We start from the raw sequence: 13087 nt of genomic DNA on the forward strand, positions 1-13087 counted from the left end.
CGCCCAGGTCACCACGGCACGAGGACATCCCATGCACGCGCTGCTCGTCGAGGACGACGACCGTATGGCCCAGGCTCTGATCACCGCCCTGGCCCAGCGCGGGCACACGGTGCGCAGGGCCGGCCGGGCCCTGGACGCCCTGCGGCACGTCCACGAGGCCGAGTTCGTGCTGCTCGACCTCGGCCTGCCCGACCTCGACGGGCTGGAGCTGCTGCGGCGGCTGCGCACGGTGTGCGACGCGCCGCTGATCGTGGTGACGGCCCGCTGCGAGGAGCGCGACATCGTGCAGGGGCTGCGGGCCGGGGCCGACGACTACGTGGTCAAGCCGTTCCGGATGAACGAGCTGATGGCCCGGATCGACACCGTGCGCCGCCGCACCGGTGCGGCGGCGTCCCGTACGGACGGAGCGGACCGCGGCGGACGTCCCGTGCGCACGGGCGATGTCGAGATCGACATGGCGGGGCGCACGGTCACGGTCGCCGGGGCGGCCGTACGGCTCACCCGGCGCGAGTTCGACGTCCTCGCGTTCCTCGCGGCGCGGCCGGGCGAGGTGCACTCCCGCGAGGAGATCCTGGACCGGATCTGGGGCGACGCCTTTCTCGCCGCGTCCCGTTCCCTGGACGTGCACGTGGCGGGCATCCGCGCGAAGACGGGCCGCGCCGAACTGGTCCGCACGGTGCGGGGCTTCGGCTACCAGCTCGGTTCGCCGGCAGCGGACCCGGACGACCGGGGCGGCCGATGAGGCGCAGACTGCTGGCCGTCCTGATGGTGCTGATGGGGGCCGCGACGCTGTTGCTGTCCGTGCCCCTGGCCGGCTCGTACGCGAGCGGGCGGACGGAACACCTGCTGCTGCAGCGGCGCGCCGACGCCGTACGGTTCGCCGACCTCGCCGACCGGGTGCGCACCGCCGCCGACCGTGCCGAACTGTCCACCGAGATCCGCCGGTACGCCGAGCTGTACGGGGCCGGGGTGCGTGTGGTGGACCCGGCGGGGCGGGTGGTCGCCCGGGCCGGGCCCGGCATCGCGCGGCCCTCCGCCGACGACGTGCTGGACCGGGCGCTGACCGGCCGGTCCACCGAACGGCTGCCGACCGTCCGGCCGTGGGGCCCGGACCGGGTGGTGCTCGCCGAGCCGGTCGGCCGGGACGAGCGGGTCAGCGGGGCGGTCCTGCTGACCGTTCCGACCGCAGCCGCCCGGCGGGACGTGACCGTGCGCTGGGTGCTCATCGCCGGCGGGGCGCTCACCGCCTTCGCGGCCGCCGCCCTGGTCGCGGCGGGCATCACCCGCTGGCTGATGCGCCCGGTGCGCGATCTCGACCGGGCGGTCGCCGGTCTGGCCTCGGGCAGCCTGCAGACGCGGGCCGTCTCCGGCACGGGGCCGCCGGAACTGCGCAGCCTGCGCCGTCACTTCAACGGCATGGCCGAGGCGGTCGCCGACTCCCTGGGCCGCCAGCGCGCCTTCGTCGCCGACGCCTCGCACCAGCTGCGCAACCCGCTGGCCACGCTGGTGCTCCAGCTGGAGAACGTCGAGCCGCATGTGGCCCCGGGACCGGGCCGGAAGGAGCATGCGCGCGCCCTGGACGAGGCGGAGCGCCTGGAGGAGCTGCTCGACGGTCTGCTCGCGCTGGCGCGCGTGGAAGCCGGTGCGGCGGAACGGACCGTGCAGGACGTGGCGCGTTCGGTGCGCGAGCGGGTGACCGCGTGGCAGCCGGTCTTCGAGGCCTCGGGGCTGACGCTGACCGCCGCTGCCGTACCGGAGGGGCTGCGGGCGCGGGCGGTGCCGGACGCGGTGGGCCGGATCCTCGACGCGGTCCTCGACAACGCCGTCAAGTTCGTCCCCTCCGGGGGCAGGGTGACCGTGTGCACCGAGTGCACGGACGGCGCGGCCGTGGTGCGGGTGAGCGACGACGGTCCGGGCGTGCCCGAGGATCAGCTGCCCCTGCTCACCCGCCGTTTCGCCCGGTCGCCCGAGCACCAGAACGTGCCCGGCAGCGGGCTGGGCCTGGCCATCGCCGACGAGATCGCCCGGCTCAGCGGGGGGCGGCTCGGCATGGCCGGACGCGAACCCCACGGCCTGGTCGTTGAGCTGTGGCTGCCCTCCGCCTGACCGGTCAGCCGTAGACCGACCGGTAGTAGGCCACCGCGCCCGGGTGCAGGGGCACGTCCCCCGTGGCGACCGCGAACCGGGGTTCGAGCCGGGCACCCGCCGTCACCTCCCTGAGCAGCGCGCGCCACCGGTCGAACACCACCCGGAGCACCTCGTGCACCGCCTCTTGCGGCACCCGGGAGCGGGCCAGCAGATAGTTGCCGACGCCGATGGTGCCGACCGGCTCGGTGAGCCCGTAGGCGCCGGCCGGGAGGGTGACCGCCGTGTAGACGGGGCCGTACGTGTCGCGCAGGGTGGCGGCCTGCTCGTCGAGCGGCAGGAAGCGCAGGGGGAGTTCGCGGGCCAGGTCCGACAGGGCCGGGGTGGGCACTCCCCCGGCCCAGATCAGCGCGTCGACCGTCCCGGTGCCGAGTGCCCGGACCGAATCGGCGAGCCCGAGCTGCTGCTGCCGTACCGCCCGCTTCCCGGCCAGCCCGCTCACCCGCAGCAGTCGGCCCGCGAGCACCTGCCCGCCGGATCCGGCCGCGCCGGTGGCGACCGACCGGCCCGCCAGATCCCCGACCGACCGCACCGGGCCGTGCGCCGGTACGACGAGATGGGTGTAGTTGACGTAGACACGGGCGAGAGCCGTCACGGCTGCCGGGTGCGAGAACGGCGCCCGCCCCCGGACGGCGTCCTCGGCGGCGTCCGCCATGGCGAGGCCCAGGTCCGCCGATCCGTCGCCCAGTCTGCGCAGGTTGTCCACGCTCGCCGCGGTGCTGACGGGGGTGATGTGCAGGCGGGGCGCGGTCCGTGCGGCCTGCGCGGCCAGTGCCTTCCCGAAGGCGTTGTACGGCCCGCCCTCAGGGCCCGTCGCGAGCCTGAGCCGCCACACCGGTCCGGTGTCCCCGGAGCATCCGGCCAGGGCGGCCGCGGGGCCGGCGAGGAGAGCGGCCTCCAGCAGGCCCCGGCGGCTCATCGGTCGACCGGTCACGCCCGCAGCGTAGCCGGTCCGTGTCCGCCGGCCGTCCGTTCCCGCTTGGCCCCGGCGGGCGGCGGGGCACTATCGTGGCGCCCTCAAACACGGGTAGGAGAAGGGACATCGGTGTGGCGATGAAGGCCTTGCGTTCGGCGTTGGAAGCGGTCTATGTACGGCGCCTGAACCGCAAGCTGGAGGGCCTGCCCCGGCCACGGCATGTGGCGATCATGCTGGACGGGAACCGGCGCTGGGCACGGGGTGCGGGGCATCAGGACGTCCGCGAGGGCTATCGCGTCGGCGGCGCCAGGGTCTCGGACTTCCTGCACTGGTGCACCGATGCCGGGATCAAGCACGTCACGCTGTGGATGCTCTCCGACGACAACCTCCACCGGCCGGCCGACGAACTCGGCCCCCTGCTCGACATAATCGAGGAGACCGTCCGGCGCATCTGCGCTCCCGGGGAACCCTGGGAGATCGAGATCATCGGGGCCCTCGACCTGCTGCCCGGGAACACCGCCCGCGTCCTCAAGGAGGCCGCAGCGCAGACCGCCGGCCGTGGCGGGCTCAAGGTCGATGTGGCCGTCGGCTACGGCGGCCGCCGCGAGATCGTCGACGCCGTCAAGGCGGCCTTCGACAAGCACATCGCCACCGGCGGCGACCCCCGTGAGCTGGCGGCCGACTTCGACCTGGAGCACATCACCGACAACCTGTACTCGCCGGGCGGGCACGACACCGACTTCATCATCCGCACCTCCGGAGAGCAGCGGCTGTCCGGGTTCCTGCTGTGGCAGTCGGCCTACGCGGAGGTGCACTTCGTGGATGTGCTGTGGCCGGCGTTCCGGCAGATCGACCTGTTGCGCGCGCTGCGCTCGTACGCCGCCCGGGAACGTCGTTACGGCCGCTGACGGGCCCGGTGGAGGTCGCTGAGCAGGGCGATCTCGGGGCCGTGGTGCAGAACCCGGTCGACTCACCACACGACGCCGGGGAAGGGCTCCTCGGCGTCGCTGCCGTGCGGACGTGTCCGGTGTCCGGCGGTGTCGAGTGCGGTGTCGTCGGCGCTCGGCAGCGCGGTGTCGTCGGCGCTCGGCACTGCGCTGTGCCGGGCGCGGGCCGCGGTGTCGAACGCCGTGACCGGCTGCCTGCGCTCGCGCTCACTCGTTGCCGACGGCCGCGAGGAGGTGGGCGACGAGCGGGTTCGGGTCGCTCCTGCGCCAGGCGACGGCGACCCGGGTGCGGGCGGCGGCGGGGGCGATGCGGCGGAACGCGACGCCCTTGAGGCGGATGCGCCGGATGCTCGCCGGGGCGAGGGAGACACCCAGGCCGGTTTCCACGAGAGCACACACGGTCTGCCATTCGACCGCGTGCTGGGCGGTGCGGGGTGTGAAGCCCGCCTCCGCACACAGGCCGGTGATCCGGTCGTACAGCCCTGGTCCCACCGCCCGGGGCAGCAGCACGAACGGTGCGTCGGCCAACTCCGCGAGCGGTACGGTCCGTCGGGCGGCCAGCGGATGAGCGGCGGGCAGCACGGCGACGAAGGGCTCGCTGAGGACGGTCCGGAAGCCGATGTCGGGCTCGTCGGAGGGCGGTTCGCGCAGCAGGCCGATGTCGATGGCCTTGTCGTGCAGGGCGGCGATCTGCGGTGCGGTGGTCATCTCTTGGATGTCCAGGTGCACATCGGGGTGGTGGGTCCGGAAGGTGCGCAGCACTCCGGGCAGCACGGTCAGGGCGAGGGAGGCGGCGAAACCGATCCGCAGCCGGCCGGCCCGGCCGGTGCCGACGGCCCGGGCGGCCGCGAGGCCGTCAGCGAGGCCGGTGAGGGCCTGCCGGGCCGCGGGCAGCAGTTCGCGGCCGGCCGGGGTGATCGTGACCCGTCCCGGCTCACGGCTGAACAGCGCATGTCCGACCTTGTCCTCGAGGCGCCGGATCTGCTGGCTCAGCGGCGGCTGGGCGATGCCGAGCCGGGCGGCCGCGCGGCCGAAGTGGAGTTCCTCGGCGAGCACGACGAAGGCGTGCAGCTGTGGGAGGGGAAGTGCGGGGCGCTCCATACGTCCAGAGATATCAGGTCGCTCCACGTCCGGCACGGGACGTATCGGGGCAGTTCGCCCGGCGTTCGGCCTGCGACCGGGCTCTGGCGAACGCACCGACAGCGTCGTGGTGAGCTCAGCGGGGCGTAGGAAGGTCCAGCTTCTCCCGCAGCTCCGCCAACCCGCGGGTGCGTTGCTCGTTGCGGCGGTCCTCGACGAGGACATGGAGCACGAAGATCAGGCGGCGGCCGCGGTCGTAGCGTTCATCGCTCCAGGTCTTCAGGCGGTCCAGTCCCGCGTGCACCGGCTCGAAATCAGCGTCGTGAGGGAACAGATGGAAGCCGATGTCCACCAGAGCGGGACGGCTGACCTCCTTGCGGTCGAAGACGGCTTCGAAGGGCTCACGCACGATCTCGCCCTCGCTCACGCCACTCCTCTCCATCTGGTCGTGAACGAGGTCAAGGCCGAACAAGTCGCCCGCCAGCAGTTCGCCGAACCGGACGGCAACCCAGGGGTGCAGCCCTTTGGTACCGCATGCGAACGGGTGGGACTCGCCGTGCGCATACCCGAGCACATGGCCGGCCTCGTTCTTGTCGCCCTGCCCGATGAGTACGTGTCCTTCGAGGTGACCCGCATAGCCCGCGAACAGGCCGTCGCTCATCTCCCGTGCGTGCCTGAGCCGCTCGAGCGCCGCGGCCTGGTCGCCGCTCTGCAGCAGGAGGTTGCCGAGGAGGATGTCGGCGAGGTCCCCCGTCTCCGTGCCTTTGCAGACGTCGGCTGTCTGCTCGAATCGGTTCCGGGCCGTGTCCGGGTCACCGGTGAGCTGGGCCGCGAGACCCTGACGGAGCAGGCGGCCGGAGTCCGAGGACGTCCAGGAGAGGAAGTCCGGAGTGAGCATCACGGCGGCCAAGGGGCCGAGCCAGGGGTCCTCGCCTGCGGCCGCCTGCTCAAGCCACTTTCGGCAGGAGTCGTCTAAACCGTTCTCGCCGAGTGAGACGCCTGCCAGCGCCATGGCCGCATGCCCGGACGCGTGGGTGCGCCCTGCGCCGGCGATCGGGGTCAGCAGGGCTTGCGCTGCCGGGGCATCGCAAGCCCTGTAGGCCGCAAGCCCGTGTTCGACCTCGTCCGGAACGGGGCTCAGGGGATCGGGGGGAAGCGGAAGTGCCCATCCTTCGGCGTCCACCAGGGTTCGATCGGTCATGTCGCTGCCTTCGCGTGGGAACTGTTTGCGCGTGAGCATGCCAGGAGGTGCTGACACTCGGTCGCGGACGGTCGTGCCGGGCGCACGGACGCTCACTCCGTACGCACGGAGATACGCACGGAGATATCTGGTCGCACCACGGGGGGTATTAGACGTATCGGTGCAGGTCACCTAGCGTTCGGCGCATGACAGAGCGACGTGCGATCCTCAGCGGCTCCGCCTTCGAGGAGCAGATCGGCTACGCCCGTGCCGTGGTGGACGGTGACTGGGTGCATGTGTCCGGGACGACCGGGTTCGACTACACCACGATGACCATCTCGGACGACGTGGTGGAACAGGCAGAGCAGTGCCTGCGCACCATCGAGGCGGCGCTGACCGAGGCGGGCTGCAGCTTTGCCGACGTCGTACGCGTGCGCTATCTGCTGCCCGACCGCGAGGACTTCGAGCCCTGCTGGCCACTCCTGCGGCGCTGCTTCGGTGACGTCCGCCCGGCCGCGACCATGCTGGTGTGCGGCCTGGCCGACCCCCGTATGAAGATCGAGATCGAGGTGTACGCGCGCCGGCCCACCGGCTGACACGGCCGCGGTCGTCCCCCCGAGCCCCGAGGTCTCCGCTTCAGGTTCGTCTTCCGGGCCTGTCTTGGGGACCTGTCTTCGGGGTAGTTGCCCTACGCTCGATGCACGAAGCGTGTCCAGGCAAGCGCAAAGAGGTGTCCATGGAACCGATAGCGCCGGAACTGCTGATGGCTCTCGCGAGCGGCACGGCCGGTGCCGCCGGGCAGCAGATATGGACGTCCCTGCGCGGTCTGGTCCGACGCCGGACGGACACAGGACCCAGCGGCGAGGGCGAGTTGACCGCCCTCGCCGCCGCGGTCGGCAGCGCGGAACGCGCCGCGCGCGCCGAGCGGCTGGCGCAGGTGCTGGCCGAGCGGGCCCGGCAGGACCCCGCGTTCGCCGATGCCCTGCGGGCCTGGCGGCAGGACGCCCTCGACTCGGCGCGGACCGGGTCCGGCGACGTGCACAGCGAGGTCTCCGGCGGTCGGCAGCAGACCGTCATCCAGGCCCGCGACATCAACGGCGACATCAACCTCGGCAACCACGGCGGATAGGCGCCAGGTGACGGGGCACAGCCGGCCCTCGGGGGACACTCACAACATCACCAGCGGGGGCCGGCAGGGCCTCCTCATCCAGGCGCGCGACATCGTGAACCTGCACGTCCAGCCGCACGTGGCGGTGGGCGTACGGGGGCTGGTCGCGGGCTTCGGGCTGTATCTCGTCGCCGTACGGCCCGAGTTGCCGCTCCCCCGCGGCTACGACCCGGGCCCGGTTCGGCTCGGCTGGCTGCTGCTGGCCCTGGCCGTGGCGTCCGCCCTGGCCGCACGTGTGCTGGCCGCGCGGCGCAGGAGGCGTGACCGGGCCTGGCAGTCGCCGGAGCACCTCCAGCGGGTCGCCGACGGTCTCGCCGAGGTGTTGCGGCGGCAGTACGCCCGCGACGAGCGGCTGCTGCACATCGCGGAACCCCACCCCATCGAGGTGGAGTGGACGCCCGCGGGGGACGAGCCACGGGCCTCCATCTCCGGGTACTTCGAAGGCACCCCCGACCGGCGGCTCGTCGTCCTCGGCGGTGCGGGCGCGGGCAAGACGGTGCTGGCCCTGCGGCTCGCCTCCGAACTGCTGGACGCACGCGCCCCGGACTCTCCCGGGCCCGTCCCTCTGGTGGTCTCCCTCGCGTCCTGGAACCCGCGCCGGGGACTGGCCCAATGGCTGGCCCGGCAGTTGGCCGCCGACTGTCCCCAGGTGTGCACGCCCGTGCCCGGGGTCCGCCCCCACGACGTCGCCCTCCACCTCCTGCGCTCCACCGACCGCGTCCTGCTGATCCTCGACGGATTCGACGAACTGCCCGCCGCACGCCGCAAGGACGCCCTGCGCCAGCTCGGCGAGAGCCTGCGGGGAAGGCCGTTCGTCCTCACCAGCCGTCAGGACGAGTACCGCGAGCACGCACCCGACCCGAGCGTGTTCACTCGCACGGAGATCGTCCTCCAGAGCCTCACGGACGACGCCGTCGGCACGTACCTCAACCCCTCGGGCTCGGACCGCTCCCCCTGGGCACCGGTCCTGGACCGGCTGCGCGATGCGCACGACGTGTCCGCCGAGACGGTACGGCTGCGCGAGGTGCTGCGCGTGCCGCTCATGGCCGGACTGGCCCGGGTCGCCTACGGCTGGGACGGCAACCATCCCCGGGAACTGCTGTCCCGGGGCCGGTTCACCGAGGAGGGCGTACTGGAACGGCACTTGTACGACGCCTTCCTCGACACCGCCTACAGCACCTCCCACGACATCCGCGCCGAGCACGGCGGCTGGGAGCCCAGCGACGCGCGCCGGTGGGTGGGCTTCCTCGCCACCCGGATGAAGGCCGCCAACGAGCAGGACTTCGCGTGGTGGCGGCTGCAGGAGGAGATGCCGTGGCCGGTGCGGGGACTGTGTCTGGCGCCCGCGTACCTGCTGCTGGTCCTGCTGGTGGCGTGGACCGGCGTGGGAGCCGCATGGTGGGGTGCGTGGCCGTCGGTGTGGGGCGCGTTCGCCCTGACCTGCCTGCTCACCCTCTACGGCTTTGCCGCCGACCCCGACGGCGAACGCCCCTCCCCGTGGCGGTTCGCCCGGCCGACGGGGACGCGGGTGCGCGCGGCGCTGCGGGCACGGAAGGTGCGGTTGGTGACCGCGGCCTCCGTGTTCACCGTCGGGGCCGCCGTCGCCGCGGCCGTGGCCCACCGGTGGGTGGTGGCGGGCTGTTGTGTGCTCGTCCTCGGGGCCCAGCTGCAACCGGTCGTGGCCGCCGTGTGGCGGTTCGCCGATCCGGCGGTGGGCCTGTCCCCGAGAGAGGTGCTCCGCGCCGACCGGCGCCTGGTGCTCACCCTGGGCTGGCTCGCGCCGCTGAGGCTCGGACAGGGTGAGCCGGCGTCCTCGCTGTTTCCGCTGGGCCTGCCCCCGATGGTGTTCTGCGTCTGGCAGTGGACCCACCGCAGCCCACACGTCGCGACCACGCGCGACTGGGCGTTCGCCGTGGCCGCCACGCTGTTCGCCTGGTGGCTGTACGCCGCTGGGTTCTCGGCCTGGGGCCGGTACAACGCGGCCCGCCTCTGGCTGGCGGTCACCGGCCGGCTCCCCTGGCGCCTCACGGCATTCCTCGAGGACGCGCATGCCAGGGGGGTGCTGCGGCAGGCCGGGGGCGTGTACCGGTTCCGGCACATCGAGCTGCGGGACCGCCTGGCGGAGGCCTACGACACCGGTGAGTCCCGACTCCGTACTCCGATGCGGCCACCGTTCGCGCTCTCGGCCTCCGTGTTCGGTGCCCTCGCGCTGTTCGTCCTCTTCTTCAGCGCCGCGTCCGCCGAGCCGCCGCCGGACCCGGTCGCCTTCGCTCCCGAGGCGTGTTCGCTGCTGGACGGCCACGAGATGCAGCAGATCATGACCGACGGCACGAAGTCGGCCCGTACGAAGACGCACATCTTCATGCTGCCGGGCCTGTTGCCGTCCGTCCCGGGCGGCAATGTGTGCGTCGCCTCCGAACAGTCCCCGTTCTCACCGGACGTGGAGATCGGGATCGCCTCCGTGGGCTGGAAGTCGAACAAGGAGCTGAATGGAGTCCGGTACGCCACCGAGCAGTTCCGCACCATCGGGAAGCAGCCTCTCGCGAAGGGGGAGCGGCGGCTGGCCGGGCTCGGTGACGAGGCCGCCGAACTCGTCAAGAAGGACAGGTTCGGGATGTCGGCCATGGAGACCGAGCCCTGGCAGACGATGGTGCGGGTACGGGTCGGCAACGCTCTGTTCCTCGTCACCTACGCCGAGGAGTTCGCCGGCCGGGAGCGCACCAGGGAGATCGCGGAGATCCTGATGCGTGACTTCCTGCGGCGCGCGGGCCTGGACGACTCCGGTGGCGGGCACGGGACGGGGACGCTGACGGCGAGCCGGCGCCGACTGGCCGATGTTCCGCGCGCCGAGGTCCCGAAGCAGGGCACGAGGCTGGCCAAGTACACCCACGTCCCGGGGCAGTCCGTGTACGGAGCGACCTGGAAGGAGAGGGAGCGGTCGTACGTGTGGGCAAGTTGGCGCCTGCCGTTCGCCTTCCGCGCGCCCAAGCCGCTCTTCTGTCTCACCGGCGGAGAGGGCGATCTCCTCACGTACGAGTGTGAGCGCTCCGCCACGCCGGCGGCGCCCGGGCCGGTGCCCGACATCAGCATCCGGATCGCGTCCAACCTCGGCTGCGGGGCCTCCTGTCACGAAAGAGACGCCGGCGCCTACGAGCGTGCTCTCCTGAAGTACGGCGACCCCCGGTGGACGAGCGTCCCGTCGTCCCCCGGGCGCGGTACGGCCGACTACGCGCAGGAGACCAGGACCGTGGGCCGGGAGCAACGGTACGCCATGTATCTGCGCCGGAGTTTCGTCTGGAACAGCAAGGGCAGGCAGCTGACCTGGCGCGTGTGGGTGAAGGTGGACGTCCCGGAGAAGGACAGGGGCCTGGCCCAGAAGGTGGTGAACGACATCTTCACCCAGTCCGGCGGCCGGGTCCGGACCCCGCACGCCGACTGAGGACGATCACCGAGCCCTGGGCAGGGCTTGGAGGTGTTGCCGCGTGCAGGCACCCTCACTTCGGGCCGGACAGGTCGATCGCCCGGTCGACGTCCTGCGGGCGCAGCACGCGCAGGATGCCTTCCAGGAGGTAGTAGTCGGCGTACGGGAGGGAGATCTCGATGCCGTCCTCGGCGGGGCGGTTGCGGGTGCAGCGGGCGACGACGGCCTCGGCACGCGTCGAGTTCCTGGTCAGGCAGGTCTGAGCGAGTGCGGTCAGCAGACGCAGGGCGGCCTGCCGGTACTCCGGGCGGCCGGTCGCCGCGGACAGGTCGAGCAGACCGCAGGCCATGATCGCGCCTGCGGAGGCGTCCTTGACGTCGTACGGCTGCTGGGGCGCCCGGTAGTCCCACACGGGGACGTGATCGGGGCTCAGGGCTCCGAGCGCGTAGTCGGCCAGCCCGCGTGCGGTCGCGAGGAACTGCCGGTCGCCGGTGCGGCGGTGGACCGTGGTGAACCCGTAGATGCCCCAGGCCTGTCCGCGCGCCCAGCAGGAGGTGGGGCTGTAGCCCTGGACGGTGCCGGGGCCGATCGGTGCTCCGGTGGCGGGGTCGAAGTCGTACACGTGGGGCGTGGAGCCGTCCGGGCGCGGGAACACCCGCTGGGCGGTCCGCGCGTGCTCGGTGGCGATGTCGAGGTACTTCGCGTCGCCGGTCTGCTCGGTCGCGAAGGCGAGCAGGTCGAGGTTCATCATCGTGTCCATGATGATGCGGCCCGCGTTGTTCGGATCGTTCAGCGCTCCCCAGGCACGGATGAAACGGCCGTTCGGGTTGTAGCGCCGGCTCAGCGAGTCGGCGGCGCGGACGGCACCGGTCCGCCAGGTGTCGTCGCCGGTCAGACGCCAGGCGGTGACCCAGGAGGGGTAGAAGAGGAAGCCCAGGTCGTGGGTGCCGGTGTCGTTCTGGCGGGGGGCGAGCTTCTTTGCGGAGTCGAGCGCCAGGGTGCGGAAGGTGTCGTCGCCGCTGTGGAGCCAGGCCATCCAGAGCGTGCCGGGCCAGAACCCCCCGACCCAGTCGCCGTTCTGCGCGTAGACCCACTTCTCGAACTTCGTGCCGACCGGGAAGGCCGTCACGTTCGGGGCGACGGTGCGGAGTTTGCCGATCGCGTAGTCGGCGGCGGACCTGAGGGTGCGGACGACGGCCGCAGGGGTCTGCTCCGCCGCCCGGGCCGCCGTCGTCGGCGCCGTGTACAGCGCGGCGGCCGAGGCCGCCGTGGTCAGCACGGTGCGTCGGGAGAGCTCCATCGGCCCGCATCCTCCAACTCGGCGGCAGTGAAAGGAAGTTGATGGAGCCTTGCACAGCCCGCCCCGTCATGTACACCCACATGGGCAAGGTCCATGGATGTGAACCATGACGGGCGGGGCACGGCACCGTCGGGCCGGGTCAGCCGCAGGTGCCGACCGGACGCGTGCGGGTGACCACGTCACTGACACCGGTGGTCGCGTCGAGCCGGATCACCTGCGCACCGGTGGCCTCGGCGGCGGAGAGCTGCTCGCCCCCGGTTGCAGGAGACCCGGCTCCTGCGCAGTCCATCGCCCTTGTCCGCCGCGAACTGCCGGAGCCTGGACAGCGACTCGTCGCTCAGGCCGGTCACCGGCTTGCGGGCGACTGTCGTCACCACCTGCCCGGACACGGTCAGGTCGGAGATGTTCAGCGCGTCCGGGCCGGTCTCCGGGCTGAGGTCCGTGATGCCCGAGCCGTCGTGCCCGGCACGGCGCAGAGCCGTCGTGCCGTTCTGGTCGGCCCCGTCGAGCAGCCAGTACACGTGATCGCCGGTGACGGCCGCCGGTCCCAGGCTCGTTCCCGGGGCGGACTGTTGGATCACCCTGTCCTCGCCGGTGGCCACGTCGACGATCCGTCTGCCGTCCTTGCGGTCCATGCGCACGATGTACTCGCCGTCCAGGGCGGGAACACCGTGGTACGTCTGGCGCAGCCGCACGGTCTCACGCACGCCCGCCGTGTCGGTCCCCGCGGGTTCCGGATCGCGGGCGGGATCCGCGATCCGGTGGCGGTCCCGCTTCGCGGCGAGGCAGGCGCGCGCGGCGCCCGCCGGGGTCGCCGCCGCCGGTGCCGGATCGCGCAGGCCGCTCACCAGTGCGGGGGTGGCCGTCGCCTGTTCCGGAGTCAGCTCTCCTTGCCCGCCGGCGCCGTGCCTGCCTGCGCGGCGCCGGCGG

11 protein-coding genes and 1 pseudogene are annotated in these 13087 nt (G+C 72.6%); 6 read left to right on the forward strand and 6 right to left on the reverse strand.

Going from position 1 to position 13087, the window contains the following annotated elements:
- Positions 1-31 precede the first annotated feature (31 nt).
- Positions 32-742 carry a response regulator transcription factor gene (locus AB0H32_RS20985; protein ID WP_361122549.1) on the forward strand — a complete coding sequence of 237 codons (711 nt, stop codon included), beginning with the start codon at positions 32-34 and terminating at the stop codon, positions 740-742.
- Positions 739-2106 (forward strand): HAMP domain-containing sensor histidine kinase, encoded by a 1368-nt coding sequence (locus tag AB0H32_RS20990; RefSeq protein ID WP_361122552.1) that lies wholly within the window; start codon positions 739-741, stop codon positions 2104-2106. The genes AB0H32_RS20985 and AB0H32_RS20990 overlap by 4 nt, the downstream gene beginning before the upstream one ends.
- 4 nt (positions 2107-2110) lie before the next feature.
- On the opposite strand, the gene AB0H32_RS20995 is transcribed toward AB0H32_RS20990, so the two are convergent.
- Positions 2111-3079 (reverse strand): TAXI family TRAP transporter solute-binding subunit, encoded by a 969-nt coding sequence (locus AB0H32_RS20995; RefSeq protein WP_361122555.1) that lies wholly within the window; start codon positions 3077-3079, stop codon positions 2111-2113.
- A 119-nt stretch (positions 3080-3198) separates the two neighbouring features.
- Here AB0H32_RS20995 and AB0H32_RS21000 point away from each other — a divergent pair, with 119 nt between their 5' ends.
- Positions 3199-3969 carry an isoprenyl transferase gene (locus AB0H32_RS21000; protein WP_361122588.1) on the forward strand — a complete coding sequence of 257 codons (771 nt, stop codon included), beginning with the start codon at positions 3199-3201 and terminating at the stop codon, positions 3967-3969.
- Between the two features lie 62 nt (positions 3970-4031).
- On the opposite strand, the gene AB0H32_RS21005 is transcribed toward AB0H32_RS21000, so the two are convergent.
- The 3 genes from AB0H32_RS21005 to AB0H32_RS21015 form a co-directional block, all read right to left on the reverse strand.
- Complete coding sequence (locus tag AB0H32_RS21005) at positions 4032-4154, reverse strand: hypothetical protein (protein ID WP_361122557.1); 123 nt, start codon at positions 4152-4154, stop codon at positions 4032-4034.
- A 61-nt stretch (positions 4155-4215) separates the two neighbouring features.
- Complete coding sequence (locus AB0H32_RS21010) at positions 4216-5109, reverse strand: LysR family transcriptional regulator (protein WP_361122560.1); 894 nt, start codon at positions 5107-5109, stop codon at positions 4216-4218.
- Positions 5110-5224: 115 nt separating this feature from the next.
- Entirely contained in the window at positions 5225-6289 is a 1065-nt protein-coding gene (locus AB0H32_RS21015) for a tetratricopeptide repeat protein (RefSeq protein WP_361122567.1), read from the reverse strand.
- A gap of 185 nt (positions 6290-6474) precedes the next feature.
- On the opposite strand from AB0H32_RS21015, the gene AB0H32_RS21020 reads away from it, so the two are divergent.
- The 3 genes from AB0H32_RS21020 (at position 6475) to AB0H32_RS21030 (ending at position 10875) form a co-directional block, all read left to right on the forward strand.
- Positions 6475-6864 carry a RidA family protein gene (locus AB0H32_RS21020; protein WP_361122570.1) on the forward strand — a complete coding sequence of 130 codons (390 nt, stop codon included), beginning with the start codon at positions 6475-6477 and terminating at the stop codon, positions 6862-6864.
- 140 nt (positions 6865-7004) lie between these two features.
- Positions 7005-7397 (forward strand): hypothetical protein, encoded by a 393-nt coding sequence (locus AB0H32_RS21025; RefSeq protein ID WP_361122573.1) that lies wholly within the window; start codon positions 7005-7007, stop codon positions 7395-7397.
- A gap of 7 nt (positions 7398-7404) precedes the next feature.
- Complete coding sequence (locus AB0H32_RS21030) at positions 7405-10875, forward strand: NACHT domain-containing protein (RefSeq protein ID WP_361122576.1); 3471 nt, start codon at positions 7405-7407, stop codon at positions 10873-10875.
- A 55-nt stretch (positions 10876-10930) separates the two neighbouring features.
- Here AB0H32_RS21030 and AB0H32_RS21035 read toward each other — a convergent pair whose 3' ends face one another.
- Both AB0H32_RS21035 and AB0H32_RS21040 read right to left on the reverse strand, forming a co-directional pair.
- Positions 10931-12157, reverse strand: a complete 1227-nt coding sequence (locus AB0H32_RS21035) for a glucuronyl hydrolase (RefSeq protein WP_361122579.1) — start codon at positions 12155-12157, stop codon at positions 10931-10933.
- Positions 12158-12336: 179 nt separating this feature from the next.
- A pseudogene (locus AB0H32_RS21040) lies at positions 12337-13087 on the reverse strand (hypothetical protein); the annotation flags it as partial.

This window comes from Streptomyces sp. NPDC020362, assembly GCF_040642095.1.
In the GTDB taxonomy this organism is placed as follows: Bacteria; Actinomycetota; Actinomycetes; order Streptomycetales; family Streptomycetaceae; genus Streptomyces.